The sequence below is a fragment of the Haloarcula litorea genome (assembly GCF_029338195.1).
GTDB lineage: Archaea > Halobacteriota > Halobacteria > Halobacteriales > Haloarculaceae > Haloarcula > Haloarcula litorea.
Genome location: NZ_CP119779.1, coordinates 1,599,793 through 1,616,509, shown reverse-complemented (window position 1 = coordinate 1,616,509; position 16,717 = coordinate 1,599,793). Strand labels below are relative to the sequence as shown.

General features: G+C 69.5%; 19 protein-coding genes. 7 read left to right on the top strand and 12 right to left on the bottom strand.

Features of this window, described 5'->3' with window-relative positions; translation table 11 throughout:
• Window positions 1–307 precede the first annotated feature (307 nt).
• Window positions 308–1,039, top strand: coding sequence for a CPBP family intramembrane glutamic endopeptidase (locus P0592_RS08630; RefSeq protein ID WP_276273868.1), 732 nt, complete (start codon window positions 308–310; stop codon window positions 1,037–1,039).
• On the opposite strand, the gene P0592_RS08625 is transcribed toward P0592_RS08630, so the two are convergent.
• Both P0592_RS08625 and P0592_RS08620 read right to left on the bottom strand, forming a co-directional pair.
• Window positions 1,040–1,366: a DUF7521 family protein gene (locus P0592_RS08625; protein WP_276273867.1), complete on the bottom strand. Its 327-nt coding sequence runs from the start codon at window positions 1,364–1,366 to the stop codon at window positions 1,040–1,042.
• Window positions 1,367–1,368: 2 nt separating this feature from the next.
• On the bottom strand, window positions 1,369–1,716 hold the full coding sequence (locus tag P0592_RS08620) for a winged helix-turn-helix domain-containing protein (protein ID WP_276273866.1): 348 nt from the start codon (window positions 1,714–1,716) through the stop codon (window positions 1,369–1,371).
• Window positions 1,717–1,821: 105 nt separating this feature from the next.
• Between P0592_RS08620 and P0592_RS08615 the strand changes: the two genes are divergently transcribed.
• Genes P0592_RS08615 through P0592_RS08605 form a run of 3 tightly spaced genes read left to right on the top strand, consistent with a single transcriptional unit; the run spans window position 1,822 to window position 3,490 of the window.
• Window positions 1,822–2,700, top strand: a complete 879-nt coding sequence (locus P0592_RS08615; RefSeq protein ID WP_276273865.1) for a CPBP family intramembrane glutamic endopeptidase — start codon at window positions 1,822–1,824, stop codon at window positions 2,698–2,700.
• Entirely contained in the window at window positions 2,697–3,041 is a 345-nt protein-coding gene (locus P0592_RS08610; protein ID WP_276273864.1) for a hypothetical protein, read from the top strand. The genes P0592_RS08615 and P0592_RS08610 overlap by 4 nt, the downstream gene beginning before the upstream one ends.
• A gap of 56 nt (window positions 3,042–3,097) precedes the next feature.
• Window positions 3,098–3,490 carry a VOC family protein gene (locus tag P0592_RS08605; protein WP_276273863.1) on the top strand — a complete coding sequence of 131 codons (393 nt, stop codon included), beginning with the start codon at window positions 3,098–3,100 and terminating at the stop codon, window positions 3,488–3,490.
• Here the strand turns inward: P0592_RS08605 and P0592_RS08600 are convergent.
• The gene (locus P0592_RS08600) at window positions 3,487–4,548 is read right to left on the bottom strand and encodes a zinc-dependent alcohol dehydrogenase family protein (protein ID WP_276273862.1); all 1,062 of its coding nucleotides are present in this window, start codon (window positions 4,546–4,548) and stop codon (window positions 3,487–3,489) included. The genes P0592_RS08605 and P0592_RS08600 overlap by 4 nt on opposite strands.
• 79 nt (window positions 4,549–4,627) lie before the next feature.
• On the opposite strand from P0592_RS08600, the gene P0592_RS08595 reads away from it, so the two are divergent.
• The gene (locus P0592_RS08595; RefSeq protein ID WP_276273861.1) at window positions 4,628–5,950 is read left to right on the top strand and encodes a M28 family peptidase; all 1,323 of its coding nucleotides are present in this window, start codon (window positions 4,628–4,630) and stop codon (window positions 5,948–5,950) included.
• A gap of 208 nt (window positions 5,951–6,158) precedes the next feature.
• The gene (locus P0592_RS08590; protein ID WP_276273860.1) at window positions 6,159–6,500 is read left to right on the top strand and encodes a DUF7344 domain-containing protein; all 342 of its coding nucleotides are present in this window, start codon (window positions 6,159–6,161) and stop codon (window positions 6,498–6,500) included.
• Window positions 6,501–6,878: 378 nt separating this feature from the next.
• Here P0592_RS08590 and P0592_RS08585 read toward each other — a convergent pair whose 3' ends face one another.
• From P0592_RS08585 to P0592_RS08565, 5 genes are all read right to left on the bottom strand, one after another.
• Complete coding sequence (locus P0592_RS08585) at window positions 6,879–7,568, bottom strand: hypothetical protein (RefSeq protein WP_276273859.1); 690 nt, start codon at window positions 7,566–7,568, stop codon at window positions 6,879–6,881.
• A 60-nt stretch (window positions 7,569–7,628) separates the two neighbouring features.
• A complete protein-coding gene (locus tag P0592_RS08580) occupies window positions 7,629–8,012 on the bottom strand; it encodes a methylglyoxal synthase (RefSeq protein ID WP_276273858.1) in 384 nt (127 codons plus the stop codon).
• A 38-nt stretch (window positions 8,013–8,050) separates the two neighbouring features.
• On the bottom strand, window positions 8,051–8,317 hold the full coding sequence (locus P0592_RS08575; protein ID WP_276273857.1) for a HalOD1 output domain-containing protein: 267 nt from the start codon (window positions 8,315–8,317) through the stop codon (window positions 8,051–8,053).
• 83 nt (window positions 8,318–8,400) lie between these two features.
• Window positions 8,401–9,048: a helix-turn-helix domain-containing protein gene (locus P0592_RS08570; protein ID WP_276273856.1), complete on the bottom strand. Its 648-nt coding sequence runs from the start codon at window positions 9,046–9,048 to the stop codon at window positions 8,401–8,403.
• Window positions 9,049–9,229: 181 nt separating this feature from the next.
• Window positions 9,230–9,694: a deoxyuridine 5'-triphosphate nucleotidohydrolase gene (locus tag P0592_RS08565; protein WP_419181122.1), complete on the bottom strand. Its 465-nt coding sequence runs from the start codon at window positions 9,692–9,694 to the stop codon at window positions 9,230–9,232.
• A gap of 134 nt (window positions 9,695–9,828) precedes the next feature.
• On the opposite strand from P0592_RS08565, the gene P0592_RS08560 reads away from it, so the two are divergent.
• Complete coding sequence (locus tag P0592_RS08560; RefSeq protein ID WP_276273854.1) at window positions 9,829–11,805, top strand: aconitate hydratase; 1,977 nt, start codon at window positions 9,829–9,831, stop codon at window positions 11,803–11,805.
• Between the two features lie 263 nt (window positions 11,806–12,068).
• On the opposite strand, the gene flaJ is transcribed toward P0592_RS08560, so the two are convergent.
• From flaJ to arlG, 4 genes are read right to left on the bottom strand one after another with little or no spacing between them, the layout of a single operon-like run.
• Entirely contained in the window at window positions 12,069–13,817 is a 1,749-nt protein-coding gene (gene flaJ, locus P0592_RS08555) for an archaellar assembly protein FlaJ (RefSeq protein ID WP_276273853.1), read from the bottom strand.
• Window positions 13,817–15,490 carry a type II/IV secretion system ATPase subunit gene (locus P0592_RS08550; protein ID WP_276273852.1) on the bottom strand — a complete coding sequence of 558 codons (1,674 nt, stop codon included), beginning with the start codon at window positions 15,488–15,490 and terminating at the stop codon, window positions 13,817–13,819. Before P0592_RS08550 ends, flaJ begins: the two co-directional genes overlap by 1 nt.
• A gap of 13 nt (window positions 15,491–15,503) precedes the next feature.
• On the bottom strand, window positions 15,504–16,265 hold the full coding sequence (arlH, locus tag P0592_RS08545) for an archaellum protein ArlH (RefSeq protein ID WP_276273851.1): 762 nt from the start codon (window positions 16,263–16,265) through the stop codon (window positions 15,504–15,506).
• Entirely contained in the window at window positions 16,262–16,717 is a 456-nt protein-coding gene (gene arlG, locus P0592_RS08540; protein ID WP_276273850.1) for an archaellum stator protein ArlG, read from the bottom strand. Before arlG ends, arlH begins: the two co-directional genes overlap by 4 nt.

The following is a 16,717-nucleotide window of genomic DNA, read 5'->3' as shown; positions in this document are numbered from 1 at the left end:
GTGTCGTACCTCTGTCGTCCGCGCAGTCGGGTCGTGCGGCACCGAACGAATGCGTGTCCCGTTCATCGGAGCGGGGAGGCCTGCACACGCGGAGCGAGCGCGGCCGTGCCGTGGCCGTCGCGTCGACGGGACACGCGCGGGTCGGGACGGGGGCGCTTCGTGGTCGAGTGCATCGCCGTGGTTACACACGGGTGGAGGAAACCGCCGTAGCTGAAAAGACGTTCTGGCCGAAGCTTCGAACAGTCGCGACGCCACGCGACGAGGGGGCGGTGGTGTCGCTTTTGCTCGTCGCGGCCGAACAGCGGGTATGCGCAACGAACGGGCCACGTCACGGGGACGGCGGAGCGTCCGCGGGAGGGGGCGAGCGGTCGCCGTCGCGATCGGTCTGTTGCTCGCCGGGCTCGCGGTCAGCATCGGCTTCGGGATCGCGTTCACCGTCCCGCTGGTGGTGTTCGGGGCGAGCATCGACAGCCCGGTGACGTTCCTGGCGCTGACGGCCGTGGGACAGATCGCCTTGCTCGCGGTCGGTGGGGCCTACGTCCGGCGGTACGGTGGCGTGTCGGTCAGGTGGCCGAACCGACGGGACGCCCGGTACATCGGCGGCGGACTCGTGGTAGCGCTCGTCGCCGCCGTCGGCCTCGGCGTCGTGTTGGCGTCGCTGGGGCTCGCGCCAGAGGGGAGCGTCTTCGACGACCCGATCACGGCCGACCCGCGTCTGGCCCTGGGGCTCGCCGCCCTCTCGCTCGTGCTGGTCGCGCCGGCCGAGGAGCTGCTGTTCCGCGGGGCGATCCAGGGCCGGCTCCGGCGGTCGTTCGGCCCCGTCGCCGGGGTCGGGCTGGCCAGCCTCCTCTTCGGGTCGGTCCACCTGCTGAACTACACGGGGTCGGTCGTCGGGGCCGTGGGCGGGGTCGCCGTCGTCACCGTCGGCGGCGCGGTGTTCGGCACGATCTACGAGCGGACCGGGAACCTCGTCGTCCCGGTCGTCGTCCACGGCTGTTACAACACGGCGTTGCTGGTCGTCGCCTTCCTCGCGGCCTGATCAGACCCGCAGCGCGTAGACGATACAGAGCAGGCCGGCGATCTCCAGCGTCTGGATGCCCGCCTGCAGGACGGCCTGGCCGCCGGAGATCGGCAACAGGAGGTAGACGGGGACGATGACCAGCGGGAGCCCGAGGACGAGCGTGAACCCGATCGCGAGAAACAGCATCGGGCGGCTGTCGTTGCGCCGGTACCCCCGGTAGGCGAGGTAGGCGATGAACAGCCCCAGCAGTGCGCCGACCAGCTCGTAGGCCTGCAGCGCGGCCCTGACCGTCCCGGAGGGGCGGCCAGCGGCCTGCAACAGCGCGTCGAGGGCGGGTCCGAGCATCCTCAGATGCCCTCCACGAGCCTGGTGAAGCGGTCGGCCATCCGCTCGTCGCGGTCGATTCGGACCGTCAGGTCGCCGTCGGCGAGGACGACCGTGACGCGGTCGAGGTTCGGAGCGTACACCGTCCGGTGGTGGCCGCCCTCGGGGTCGGGGCGCGTCCGCTCGACGAGGAGGTCGGCCTCGCGGAGCCGCTCCAGTCGGCGGTAGATGGTCGGTCCCGACGCGGCACACCGCTCTTTCAGGCTGGTCGCTGACATGGGTTGCTGGCTGGTCTCGGTGAGGATGGTCCGGGCCGTCTCGTCGGCCAGGAGTTCGGCAACCGTCTCGACCGCCGGCGCGTCCTCACTCACGGTGCGTGGACTGTCGGGGAAGGAACCTAAAGTCGTACCGACCGCTTCAGCGCGTGAAGCGCTGCTCGGTGTTCGATATATGGGCCGCTCGTAGCCTGTCGTGTGATGGGCGACACCGATCCCGACTCGTTCCGCGCATCGTTCGCCGCGACCGTCGCGGCCCACCGACTGCCGGCGTTCGTCGCGCTGACGCTTTCGATCTCCTGGGGCGTCTGGGTCCCGCTGTTCGTGACAGTCCCGGACGCCTCGATCCTGCTGGCCGTCCCCGGCGCGTTCGGCCCGGCGCTGGCCGGGGCCGTCGTCGTCCGCTGTCGCGGCGACGGCGTCCGGGCGTGGCTGCGGGACTGTCTGGCCTGGCGCGTCCCACCCCGCTGGTACGCCGCCGCGCTCGGGCTGCCGGTCGCCGTCGGCCTGGTCGTCGCCGCCGGCCTGCTCGCCGCGCGACCGGACGCGTCCGCCGGCAGACTGCTCGGCGTCCTCCCGCTGTTCCCGCTGGCGCTGCTGTTCACGACGCTGCTGGGCGGCGGCCAGGAGGAGTTCGGCTGGCGGGGCGTCGCGCTGCCGGCCCTCCGGGAGCGGGTCGGCGACCTGACCGCCAGCGTCGCCATCGGCGTCGTCTGGGCGGCCTGGCACCTCCCGCTCTTCGCCTTCGACGTGGGCGGCTACGGCGGGCAGTCGTTCCTCCTGTACGTCCCGCTGGTGGTGGGCCTGTCGGTGCTGTTCACCTGGCTGCACGAGGGCACCGGGAGCGTCCTGCTGGCGATGCTGTTCCACGGCGGCTGGAACACCGCGCCGAACCTCCCGGCTGCCGTGCTGGGCGGGAGCGGGCGGACGCTCTACCTCGGCCTGCTCGCGGTCGTCTGGCTGCTCGCGCTCGCGGTGGTGGCGTACCACGGCCCCGGTCGGTTCGGGGCTGGCGGGGACGCCGACGCGGGGGCCGTAGAGGAGTCCGTCGCCCGCACCGCCGGGGAGGTGAGTCGATGAGTGCCGCTGTCCGCCGGGCCGACCTGTCCGCGCTGGCGCTGCTGGCCGTCACCGTCGGCGTCGCCATCGCGGCGTACCCGTCGCTCCCCGGCGTGATGCGCGTCGGGTGGCACGTCGGCCTCGACGGCGGCGTCCGCGTCACCCGTGCCCCCCGCGCCGTCGGTGGGGTCCTCGTCCCGGCGCTGGCGGTCGGCGCGTACGCGGTCCTCCGTGGGGTCGCGGCGCTCTCGACCGACGTCGCCCGGACCCGACGGACCCGCCGCCTGGTCGACGCGGTCTGTCACGCGACCCTCGCAGTCTGTCTCGTGGTCGAGGCGGCGCTGCTCGCCGTCAACCTCTGAGCCGGCCGCCGGCTCGTCGCCGGCCGCTTTTCCGTCGCGAACGCTCACGGTCCCCTATGGACGCGACCGCGATCGACCACACGAACCTCCGCATCCCCGAGGGCGGGAAGGCGGACGCGCTGACGTTCTACTGCGACGGGCTGGGCTTCGAGGCCGACCGGCTCGACGAGTTCGAGGCCGGCGAGAAGCCGTTCTTCGCCGTCCGGCTGACCGAGGACAGCGTCCTCCACCTCTGGCCCGACGAGGACTTCGAGCCGCCCGAGCGGACGAACTTCGACCACGTCGCCGTCCGGCTGGACGAGGACGTCGAGGCCGTGGAGGCGACGCTGGCCGACGCGGGCGTCGACGTGCAGGACGCCTTCGAGCCGCTTGGCGCGACCGGCACCGGACCGGCGGTGTACGTCGAGGACCCCTTCGGCTACCGCCTCGAGCTGAAGTGTGAGCCCTAGAGGTCGGTGACGACCTCGACGCCGGCGGTGTCGTAGTCGCTCATCGCCGCCAGCCGGTCGGGGACGTCGGCGAGCCCGACGCGGCGGGTGACCAGCTGCCCGGGGTCGACGGTGCCGTCGGCGACCAGCCGGAGGAGGTCGTCGTACCGCGAGGGCGGCATCCCGCGTGCGCCCAGCACGTCCACGTCCCAGCGCGTGATCCGGTCGACGGGCAGGGCCACCTCGCCGCGCTCGGCGTCGGTGGTCAGCCCCACCTGGACGTGCCGGCCGCGGGTCCGCAGGCAGGCGACGCTGTTCCGGCAGGTCTCGGCCCGCCCCAGCGCGTCGACGGAGACGTGGGCACCGCCGTCGGTGGCCGCCCGGACGGCCGCCGGGACGTCCTCTATCGCCGACGCGTCGACGGTGGCGTCGGCCCCCACCTCGCGGGCCAGTTCGAGCGGGGCCTCGCAGACGTCGACGGCGACGACGCGGGCTCCCATCGCGGCTGCGAGCTGGACCGCCGCCAGTCCGAGGCCGCCACAGCCGTGGACGGCGACGCGGTCGCCGGCGGCGAGGGCCGCGCGGTGGGCCAGCGCGTGGTAGCTCGTGGCGTACCGACAGCCCAGCGCGGCCGCCTCGTCGAACCCGACGGCGTCGGGCAGGCGAGTGAGGTTGTACTCGGCCTTCGGGACCCGGACCCGCTCGGCGAAGGCACCCGGGACCGCGGGTTCGAACCCCAGCGCCCAGCCGTCGGTACAGACGTTGCCGTGGCCGTTCCGGCAGTGCCGGCAGGTGCCGTCGCCGAGGCTGAACGGGACGACGACGCGGTCGCCGACGGCGACGCTCTCGACGCGGTCGCCCGTCTCGACGACGCGGCCTGCGGGTTCGTGGCCCAGTACCTGTCCCAGCCCCACGTCGTCGTCGGCCCACTCGCCGTGGCCCTGCCAGGCGTGCCAGTCGCTCCGGCAGATCCCGCAGGCCTCGACGGCGACGACGGCGTCGTCGGGCCCCGGCTCCGGCGGGTCGACCTCCCGGATCGCGAGCGGCTCGCCGTATCCCGTCAGGACTGCTGCACGCATAGGACCCGCTTGTGGCGACGGCGGCAAAAACACCCCCGCCGCCCGGGGATTCAGGGGGCTGGCGTCCGGACGGGTGGGTATGACGGACACGGAGTGGATCGGCGAGACGTTCACGAGCGACGCCGGCTGGGCCCTGCTCGAGCGGCTGGTCGACCTCGACCACCGGATGGCCGGCAGCGCGGGCGAACGGGCGGCCGCCGAGGCGACGCGGGACGCGCTGGCGGACCACGCCGCCGACGCCCGGCTGGAGACCTTCGACGTGCAGGGGTGGGAGCGGGGCGACAGCCGGCTCTCGGCGGCCGACGGGGCGGTCGCGACCGCCGACCACGAGGTGATCGCGCTGCCGCGCTCGCCGGCCGCAGAGGCCAGCGGCGAACTGGTCGACCTCGGCTACGGCCTGCCCGAGGACTTCGAGGCGGCGGACTGCGAGGGGAGGGTCGTGATGGCGCGCTCGGACGTGCCCGACTGGTACGAGCGGTACATCCACCGCCGGGAGAAGTACTACCACGCCGTCGAGGCCGGCGCGGCCGCGTTCGTCTACCGCAACCACGTCGAGGGGATGCTCCCGCCGACCGGCAGCGTCGGCACTGCGGACGACCCCGTCGGCGAGATCCCGGCGGTCGGCGTCGCGAGCGAGACGGGGGCGCGGCTGGCCCGCCGGCACGGGGGCGACGACCTGACCGTCGCCGTGGACTGCGAGACGCCCGCCGCGACGAGTCAGAACGCCCACGCCGAACTCGGCCCCGAGACCGACGAGCGGGTGCTCGTGACCAGCCACGTCGACGCCCACGACATCGCCGAGGGCGCGATGGACAACGGCGCGGGGACGGCCGCCGTCGTCGAGGTGGCGAAGGCCCTGGCCGGCCGCGAGGGCGACCTCTCGACCCGCGTCGAGTTCGTCGCCTTCGGGGCCGAGGAGGTGGGGCTGGTCGGCTCGGGACGGCTGGCCGACGCGCGCGACCACGACGAGATACGGGCGATACTGAACCTCGACGGCATCGTCCGGGGCCGGACGCTGAAACTGTTCACCCACGGCTCGGACGCGCTGGGCGAGACCTGCGAGGCCGTCGCCGACCGGCTCGGCCACCCCGTGACCGTCTCGCCGGAACAGAGCCCCCACAGCGACCACTGGCCGTTCGCGCAGTGGGGCGTCCCCGCCGTCCACGCGATGAGCGAGACGGGCGACGACGGCCGCGGCTGGGGCCACACCCACGCCGACACGCTGGACAAGGTCGACCGCCGCACCCTCCGCGAGCAGGTCGTCCTCCTGACCGAGCTGGCCGTCGAGCTGACCCGCCGCGAGTACGAGCACGCCGACCCGAACGAGGTGGCCGCTGCACTCGAAGCAGAGGGCGTGGCCGAGGGGATGCGGATCACCGGCGACTGGCCGTACGACGACTGACGGTGTGGCGTCCGCTCTGCGTGGCGGCGGGTCGACGCGTCCGCGAGGTGCCGAAGGTCGGGCCGGCGTGACGGCGAACCGGACGACGACCCCTCAGGCGCTCAACAACATATAACAGTCTCCCCGCCGAATCCGTAAGTGAGACATCCCGATGTCGCCCGAGGACAGTTCGACCGGCCCCTCGTTCGATGTGAACGAACTCGGCGGTATGAGCGACGCACCACCCGCGGACGACCTGTTCAGGGCCCTCGCGAGCGAGACTCGGCGCGACGTGCTCGAGGCGCTGCAACGGCGCGAGTCGATCCCCCTCGACGAGCTGGCCGACACGCTCGTCGGCCGGGGGACGACCAGCGGGCCGGCAGACGTCGACGAGCGGGCACAGACCAAGATCGAGCTCGTCCACGCACACGTCCCGCTGCTCGTCGACGCCGGGCTCGTGGCCCACGACGAGTCGGCCGGCGAGGTGTCGCTGACGACCCTCCCCGAGCCCGTCGAGGAGCTGCTGACGTTCGCCGCCGAGTACGAGCGGTCCCGCCGACGGCATCGATAGGTGTGATTTCTTACACACTCGCTATCGCTCGCTAGGCGCATCCGTCCGGTGATTCGCTGGCGAAAGAACTTACTCGGATCGAAAGTAACATATTTCGTAGACTTTTTACCCGATGCGAGCGTAGCCGCTGCTGGCAGGTTCCGGGCCACGACAGACTCGGTCGCGTTCCCACCCCGTGACCGACGTACCGTCCACGCCGACCGTGGCATCCGGCCATTTCCACCGGCGAACCCGTCCCTGCCGATGTCAGTCAGCGGTTGCGTGACAACCCTTCGGGGTCGTCACCTGCACCACACCACCCACCCACCCGGCGTCGCGCCGCCCCACCCGACGCGACGCCATCTGCCATCCTTCACACGGGACGCTCGACAGCCCGGGCTACGTGCCGAAGGCGTCGGCCGCGTCCGACTTCGCCCGCGGGACGACACGCTTCTCGGCCTGCCGCATCGACCGGATCGCCTCGTCGGTGAACTCGACCTCCAGCGTCGGGAGCGCACGGGCGAGCCCGCCGAGCACCTCGCCGGGGTCGATCTCCAGTTCGAACGAGAAGGCGTCCCGGTGTTCCCGCAGGGGCGTCGAGAACACGAAGTGGTCCTCGACGAGCGCCTCGGCCCGGTCGCGGTCGTAGGCCTCGACGACGGCGTCCCAGAACTCGTCGCTGTCGGCCGCGACCAGCGGCGCGAGGGCGTCGCCGAACTCGCGCTGGCGGGCCAGCAACTGCTCGCGGATGGTCTCCCGGCGGTCGCCCCGCACCGACGGCCGCAGCGCGTCCCAGTAGAGGTCGCGGGCCAGCACCTCGTCGGCGTAGGCCTCGAAGTCGTCGTCGGCGGCGGCGTAGTCGAGCACCGGGTCGAACTGCCGGAGGATGGTCCGCTGGTACTCCCGCAGGCGCGGGCGGACGACGTGGCGGTCCAGCGGTCGGCTGTTCTTCAGCAGTTCGTTCACGGCCCGACCGCCGCCACCGCGGGACCCCTTCAGCACCGCGGTCACGTCGAACGCCGCGTACGTCTCGTCGACCAGTTCCGAGAGGTACGTCTCGAACCCCCGTTCGACGGCCGTTCTGGTCACGACCGTTCCTGAGGATTCGACCGACGTATCGTTTGCGGTGGGGTCACACCCCCCGCGGCGTCAGTCGTCGCGCAGGTCGGCCGCGAGCCCCTCGACGACGTACTCCGCGGACGTGCGCGTGGTCGCCATCGGCACGTCGTGGACGTCACAGATGCGCAACAGCGCCGAGATGTCCGGCTCGTGAGGCTGTGCGGTCAGGGGGTCCCGGAGGAAGACGATGGCGTCCATTCGGCCCTCGGCGACCTCCGCCCCGATCTGGGTGTCGCCGCCGAGGGGGCCGCTCTGCTTGCGCTCGATGTCGAGGGCCGTCTCCTCCATGATGCGCTTGCCGGTCGTCCCGGTCCCGACGAGATCGAACGCCGAGAGGGTGTCCTCGTAGGCGGTGACGAAGTCGATCATCTCGGGTTTCTCGTCGTCGTGGGCGATGAGGGCGACGCGTGTCATACCTCGGGTAACGCGCCCGGACGGCAAAGGAATACTGGCTACGCCACCGACACGTCGCCGTCGCCGGTGACCGTCACCTCGTGGCCCTCGACGTCGAACGACAGCGACTCGCGGTCGCCGTCGCCCAGGACCGCCCGGAGCGCGTCGGCGTCGGCGTACGACTCGATCGGTTCGAGGTCGGCCACGTCGAGGTCCGTCGCGTCGACGACGGCGTCCGCGATGACCTCGCCGGCGGGTTCGGGGCTGACCCACTCGTCGTCCTCGTCGCCCCGTATCAGGTACACTGTCCCGTCGTTCGAATCCATAGGCCACAGTATTCCGTCGACGGATATAACGGGGGATGCGTGGTTTCAGAGCGTGAAACAACTGGCCGGCAGCCGTCGGGCCGTCACTGCCGGCGCGGGCGGACCCGGTCTCCGCCGGCTGCGAGCGTGTTTTCCACCAGCGATCCGGTGCCACGGCGGAGCCGCTCGGAGGCCGCCTGACTGGAGATGCCGAGGTGTGCCGCCAGGTCAGACAGCGCGGCGTCGCGCGGGACCGTGAAGTACCCCTCTTCGAGTGCGAGCAACAGCACCTCCCGCTGAGGGTCGGTGACGCCGAACCCCTCGAGGGCCCGTTCCTCCGTCGTCATCCGCTCGAAGGACACCTCGACCCCGTCCTCGACCAGTTCGTCCCGGAAGGCCAGCACCGTGCTCCGGTCGGGGAACCGCGCCGTGATCGCCCAGTCGTCGGCGACCTCGGCGCGGGCGAACAGACAGTCCGTCCGCAGCAGTGTCCCCGCGAGCGCCGCGAGCGTCGCCTCGTCGGTGTAGGTGAGGTACCACTCGCCGGTGCCCTCGGTTCCGACGTGGCTGGCCCGGACGACGTCGTCGTCGCCGTCCAGCGCCGCCTCGATCGAGGCCCGGTCCGCACCGTCCACCCAGACGCCGGCGCGACACCGACCGTCGACCGAGTCGAGTTGCCGGACGGTGACCTCGTCGGCGACGCTGCCGACGCCGGCGAGAAACGGCGACTGGACGTGAAACTCGGTTATCATATCGTCTAATCGACGCCGACCGAACTTAAAACCCTATCTGGGAGTGCGGAACGACGGTGGCGGGATCGGACGTGGGTCGCTGTCAGAGGCACTCCCCGTCCCGCCACCACCACGTGATACTACTCCCCGATACCACTTGAAGGTAGAGTGTGGGGCGGTGACACGGTCGGTGCCGCCGAGGTCACTCGAGGTTCTCGCCCTGGTAGCTCCCCTCGTACGTCCCGACGTGGGCGGCCTCGGCGACGACGAGCTGTGCGACGCGTGCGCCCCGTTCCAGTTCGACGGGGTGGTGGACCTCCAGCAGCCCCTCGCCCCGGCCCTCGTAGCCGGCGTCCCAGACCGCCGTGTCGAGCATACAGGAGTTGCGCAGCAGCGACGACCGGGGGTAGAGGAACCCCACGTGATTCTCGGGGATGGCGACGCGGTCGGCGTACTCGACGACGTAGCCGCCCCGGTCCAGGGCGTAGACGCCGTCCTCGGCGTCGAGTTCGCGCCGCTGGCCGACGCGCTTGCCGTCGCGGCCGACGCGTCCCGGCTCCGTCTGTTCGTAGACGGCTCCGAGCGTCAGGTCGACGCCGTTGGGCTGGATCTGGTCGTCGCGCACGTCCCCGAGGTGATCGGCGAGGAACCGACCGCTCTTGAACATACGGGGGGCTGTGCGCGCCACCGGCAAAACCCTGCGGTTCGGCGGGGGAAACCCGCGGACTGCGCTGTCGGTCGATGAAAAATAGGGTGGAATACGCGGGATTTATACCTTCTCGTCGTCCACGTTCGGACGTTATGGGACAGACGCTCACGGAGAAGATTCTCGACGACCACCTCGTCGAAGGGGAGCTGACACCCGGCGAGGAGATCGGGATCGAGATCGACCAGGTGCTCACGCAGGACACGACCGGGACCCTCGTCTGGCTGCAGTTCGAGGCGCTGGGCCTGGAGGAGGTCCAGACGGAGCTTGCCGCCCAGTACTGCGACCACCAGACCTACCAGTTCGACTTCAAGAACACGGACGACCACCGCTTCCTCCGCTCCGCCGCCGGCACGTTCGGCGCGCACTTCTCGCGGCCCGGCAACGGGATCTGCCACAACGTCCACAAGGAGAACTTCGCCGCGCCCGGCAAGACGATGCTGGGCTCGGACTCCCACACGCCGACCCCCGGTGGCCTCGGCGAGCTCGCCATCGGCTCCGGCGGGCTCGACGTCGCCGTCGCGATGGGCGGTGGCGCGTACTACATCGACATGCCCGAGGTCGTCAACGTCCGCCTCGAGGGCGAGCTGCCCGGCTGGGCGACCGCCAAGGACGTCATCCTCGAGCTGCTCCGCCGGCTCTCGGTCAAGGGCGGCGTCGGCAAGGTGCTGGAGTACACCGGCCCCGGCGTCGAGACCCTGACCGTCCCCGAGCGGACGACCATCACCAACATGGGCACCGAGCTCGGTGCCACCTCGTCGATCTTCCCGACCGACGAGCAGACCCGCGACTACCTCGAACGGCTCGGCCGCGAAGACGAGTTCGTCGACATCGGCCCCGACGAGGACGCCGAGTACGACGACGAGATCGTCGTCGACCTCTCGGACCTCGAACCACTGATCGCCGAGCCGTCGATGCCCGACAACGTCGTGCCCGTCTCCGAGGTCGAGGGCGTCGACGTCGAGCAGGTCATCATCGGCTCCTGTACGAACGGTGCCTACGAGGACATCCTCCCGGCCGCGAAGATGCTGGAGGGCCGCAACGTCGACAAGAAGACCGAGATGATCGTCGCGCCCGGCTCCAAGCAGGCCTCCGAGATGCTGGCCCGGCAGGGCTGGACCGCGGAGATGATGGCCGCCGGCGTCAACTTCTCCGAGGCGACCTGTGGTGCCTGTATCGGCATCGGCCACGTGCCCGCCTCCGACTCCGTCTCGCTGCGGACCTTCAACCGCAACTTCGAGGGTCGCTCGGGCATCGAGGACGACAACGTCTACCTCTGCTCGCCGGAGGTCGCCACCGCGGCGGCCATCAAGGGCGAGATCGTCGACCCGCGTGACCTGGCCGACGAGCTGGGCGACCTCGAGGCCCCCGGCCTGGAGATGCCCGACCAGTACATCGGCAACTCCGAGTCGGACCTCATCGCGCCCGACGAGGCCGTCGACGACGAACTCATCAAGGGCCCGAACATCGGCGACGTGCCGCTGAAGGACCCCCTCGAGAGCGAGGTCGGCGGCGAGGCCCTCCTGAAGATGGAGGACAACATCACGACCGACCACATCATCCCGGCCACCCAGGACATCCTGATGTACCGGTCGAACGTCCCGAAGCTCTCGGAGTTCACCCTCTCGCGGGTGGACGACACCTTCGCCGAGCGCGCCCTGGAGTCCGACGGCGGCGTGCTCGTCGCCGGCGAGAACTACGGCCAGGGCTCCTCGCGCGAGCACGCGGCCCTGTGTCCGATGTACCTCGGGATCGAGGCCGTCTTCGCCCAGAGCTTCGCCCGCATCCACAAGGCGAACCTGTTCAACTTCGGCATCGTGCCCCTCGAGATCGACGAAGAGACCTACGAGAAGATCGACCAGGGCGACGACGTCGAGATCGTCGACGACGTGGCCGAGGCCGTCCGCTCCGGCCAGGAGGAGTTCACCATCCGCGTCAACGACGACTGGGAGGCCAGTGCCGAACTCGACGCCTCCGAGCGCGAGCGCGAGATCCTCGCCGACGGTGGCAAGCTCCCCCACACGAAGATGCAACACGACGCGGGCGACGACGCCGCACCCGCCGACGACTGATCGGATACGCTCCCTTCGGCTTTTTTCGCGCGAGTCCGTGAGCGTCGCGGCCGCGTGTCGGGAACGGTCGTACTGGTCCGGCCGGGAGCGGCCTCCGTGCCGCGACCTGGGGGAGGGCAGGCCCGACGCGAGCATACGCGGCGCGAAGCGCCGCGTTTCACCGGAGACGAGCGGAGCGAGTGGCCGGTAGTTTTGGACTGAGTTTTGCGAGGAGTGGTTCCCGCAGCGAGCGAAGCGAGCGAGGAAACCCGACGACGTAAAACTCAGATGGCGAGGAACTGCGTCACCAGCCACTTCGTGAACGTCCCCGTGAGCGCGCCGATCCACGAGAGGATCACGAAGTGCAGGTAGGTGTTGGCCTTGTGGCCGCCGTCGACGGTGCGGATCATCAGCGCCGACAGCATCGCCGAGAACATGATGACGATGACCAGCAGGAACTCGATGAGCGGGATGTTGTAGACGCCGGTGTTGATGAGCGTGTCCACGTCGAACCGGCTGCCGGCGTTGAGGTCCAGCGACATCTGCGCCAGGATGTTGACGACCTGGAGCCCGATGAAGAAGGCGAACGTCGACGCCGCGGTGATCCCGTACAGCAGGCCCACCAGCGTGGTCGTCGCCTGCTTGCGCTTCTGGCGCAGTTGCAGCACCTCGTTCATGTTGGCGGCGATGAGTTCGCCCAGCTGCTTGGGCGAGCCGCCCATCTCGCGGCCGATGAGGTACATCTCCGAGAACGTCTGGATGAGGTAGGAGCGACAGTCGGCGGTGAAGTACCGCCAGGCCGCGGAGGGTTCGATGCGCATATTGAGCCGCTTGTAGAGGTCGTCGACGTTGCTCGTCAGCGGGCCGAAGTCCTTCTTGCGCAGCGTCCGCAGCACCATCCCGGTGGTGGACTGCTTGGCCCCCTCCGTCGCCCCCAGCGCCCGGATGAAGCTCGGGAACTCCTCGTCGCGGCCCTTGATGCGCTGTTCCTCCTGGCGGAAGGCGATCCCGGGGATGAGCATCGGGGTGATCGGGACGACGGCGTAGAACGGCAGCGGCGGCTCGGGGAACATGAAGAGGAGGTCGCCAAGCGTCACCGGCGAGACGCCGAACATCCCGCCGACGGTGACGAACACGAGCAGCGCCGAGAGGGCGACGCCGGCGAACATCGAGCGGTCGAGCTTCCCCTCGATGGGCGAGGGGTACTCCTCCGGGTGGAACCACACCGGGTCGTAGGGAGCCATCGAGCGGATGGCCAGGAAGAAGCCCGACTGGACGAAGATGAACATCACGATGACGGCGCTGACCGTCATCGTCGGGTTCGTCCCCGTGAGGACGGGCAGGACGACGGCGAACACCAGCGCGAACGTCATCGAGAGGATCATCGACAGGTAGAGGTCCTTCATCACCTCGAGGCTGTCCAGCGAGGACCGGTAGACGGTGGTGTAGTGCTGGATGATCTGCTCCTGTTCGGAGAGGAGGTAGTCCTCCAGGGACTGACCGGCACCGAGCGTGTAGGCCAGCCGGTCGAGGAAGTCCGAGAAGGCGTCGCTGGGCACCTCCTTGGCCCGACGGCGGCAGGCGTCGTCGAGGCTCTGGTTCCAGGTGTCGACCAGCTGGGTGATGCGGTGCATCTCCATCGCGAGTTCGCCGTACTCGTCTTCCTTGGCCAGCGTCCGGAACACCTCCATCCGGTCGATCTTCGTCGTCGCCAGCACCGTCATGTGCGTGATGAGGAGGTGAAACCGGTTGTTGAGCTCGCGCTTGCGCTGGGAGAGCAGGATCTTGGGGTAGAAAAGCGCCGACACCATCGCCAGGAAGCCAAGCAGCGGGATCGGCGCGCGGACCATCACGGGGAGGTCGAGCAGGAGCGCCGCGACGGTCGACAGGACGAAGAAGGCGACGGCCGGACCGAGGATGAAGAGGAGATACCGCTCCAGCGGGATCGTCATCTTCCGGTACGATTCGACGAGGCTCTCGACGGTCTCGGTGATCGTCAGGTCGATGGAGGAGTCGGCTTCGCTCTGGGCCATCAGTCGGGTCTGGAGATGGTGAACGGCACGCCTTCGAGGCCGTCGCGCTGGAAGTCGGAGATGAAGTCGTTGACCTCGTGGTAGCCCGTGATCCCCTCCTGGATGGCCCGGCGGATGAGGTCCGCGCGGAACTCCAGGTCGTCGTAGATGTCGCGGGTGTCCTCGTAGCCAAGCAGCGTCGCGATCTGCTCTTCGAGGACGTAGGAGTTGTTCATCGCCTGGAAGTTGATCTCGTCCTCGACGGGGTCCCAGTTGAACGCCTGCCGGGTGACGACCCCGTCCATCTCCTTGGAGTAGCCCTCGATCTCCTGGACCGACGTGACCCGGCGCAGGACCTGGTCGCCCTGCTTGACGCGGTTCTGGAACAGCGCCACGTCCGCGACGTCCATGAACGTCTCGGGGACGTTGATGGGTTCGCCCGTGAACCGCTGGATCATCGAGACGATGTCGCTGGCGTGGAACGTCAGCATCACCGGGTGACCGGTCTGGGCTGCCTGGAACGCCATCCGGCCCTCCTCGCCACGGACCTCGCCGACGATGATGTAGTCGGGCCGCGACCGGAGCGCGGCGGCGACGAGGTCGAACATGTCGATGCTGGTGCCCTCGTCTTCGCCCTCGCGGGTCAGGAGCTGCTGCCAGGTGTTGTGCGGGGGCAGCACCTCCGCGGTGTCCTCGGCGGTGTAGATCTTCGCGTCGTCAGGGATGAACGAGGTGATGGCGTTCAGCGTCGTCGTCTTGCCCGAGGCGGTCTCCCCGACGACGAAGACGGTCTGCTCGTTCTCCAGGCAGAGCCAGAGGTACGCCGCAAGCTCCGGCGAGAGCGTGTTCCACTTCGTGATCTGGAAGATCGAGAGGGGGATCTCGTCGCCCTGTCGGATGGTCAGCGAGGGGCCCTTGACCGAGACGTCGTCGGAGTAGATGAGGTTCAGGCGCGACCCGTCGGGCAGCGTCGAGTCGACGATGGGGTCGGAGTCGCTGACCGGGTCGCCCATCCGCTCGCCCATGTTGCGGAGCCACTGGTCGAAGTCCTCCTCGCTCTCCCACTCGACGGTGGTCTCGAGCATCCCGTAGACGCTGTGGTCGACGTGACACTCGCTCTTGCCGATGACGTGGATGTCCTCGTTGGCCGGGTCGCGCATCACCGGCTCCAGCGGGCCGAGGCCGACGATGTCGCGGTTCAGCCGGTAGAGGATGTTCTCGTAGGTGGACTCCGTGACCTCGACGCTGCCGACGCTGGCCATGTTCGACAGGCGGGTGAGGACGCCGCTGTCGCTGTCCTCGTCGCGGATCGTCGTCGTCTCCTGGAGCAGCTCCTCGATCCGGTCGTCGTACTCGGCCTCGCTCTCGGGGGCGGGCTTGTTGACGCTCTTCTGGAGCAGGCGGTTGCGGACCTTGCCGAAGACGGCCTGCTCGTCTTGGTCGAGTTCCGGCTCGATGGCGTAGTACCGCATGTCCTGCCCCACGTCGCCGTAGACGTGACAGAAGATGGGGCCGCCGACCGGGTAGAGGACGTTGGGCCGGTCGGACTCGTAGTCGTCGTCGGCCTCGTCGATGAGCATCGGGAACTCGCCGGTGATCTGCTTGAACTTCTTGAGGTGGTCCCGCAGGTGCGGGCGGCGAGCGGCCATCTGTCGGAGCTCGTCCGACGGTTTCGCGCGTCCGTGGTCTGTCATGTCCTGTGACCTCCTATGCGACGCTCCGCGACTCGATCACGACTCCGGTCCCCGAGCGGACCGAGAACCCGATCGTGTCCCCGACCTGTTCGCCCATCCCGGCGAAGCGCATCACGTTGACCTGCCGGCGGACGTCGTTGCCGACCTCGACCATCTCCAGTTCGAGGAACACGTCGGCGATCGCCCGGAAGGGGCCGATGGCCTCCTCGTCCAGCGTCGAGGGGTCGACGGTGAGCATGATGCACTTGCCCTGGGAGATGACCTCCCGGAAGAAGGAGATGATCTCCAGGGCGGCCTGGCGCTCCTCGTTCTGCCGGACCAGCGCCTCGAACTTGGGGTCGTTCCGGAGGATGGCGTCGAAGGTGTCGATGATGATCACGTCCGCGTCCCACATCACCTCGGCCTCCATCAGGCGCTTGAGCAGGTCCTTGCGCTCGCCCTCGTCGTCGCCGCCGGTCAGGGCGTTGGACTCGCCGATGTCGGCGTGCAGGAACAGGACGTTCTCGTCCAGCAGGTGGTTCACCATGTCGTAGGACAGCGAGTGCATCTGGTCGAGGAAGCTCCCGACGGTCAGCTCCGTCGAGAGGTACGTGACCTCGTGGCCCTCCTCGCAGAGGCCGTAGCTGAACCGCTGGCTCATCGCGGACTTGCCCGCCCCGTAGTCCCCCTCGACGAGGATGATGCTGCCGGGCGGGATGCCCCCGCCGAGCTCCTTGTTCAGCCGGTCGTGGTCGTCTAACCCCAGCGAGAAGAGGTCGGTGCTCGCGAGACTCATACCCGGAACTCGAACACCTCCTCGTCGCCGTTGACGATCAGCTTCACCCGGTGGTCGCCCGCCGAGAGGCCCGGCTGAGAGATCTCGACCCGGACGACGGTGCCGGGCCGCCAGGAGGCCCCGTCGGCAAGCAGCGTGACGCCGAAGTCGGAGACGAACGTCCCGTCGACGAACAGATCGATCTGCCCGGGGTCGGCCGCGAGGTCCTGTGATCCCGTGTTCTTGACGTGGAGCGTGATGTTCCCGTCGCCCTCGCTGTCGTACACCGCGGAGCTCCCGCTGTCGGAGATGATCTCGACGTCGGTCCGGACCTCGCCGCTGACGTCGAGCCCCTGGTCGGAGACGGCGTTGCTCAGGCGGCCGACGCTCTCGGTGAACACGCCCGCGACGCTGGCGGCGATCATCATCGACGCGATGAAGATGATGAGGTGCGAGACGGAGACGCTCGCCAT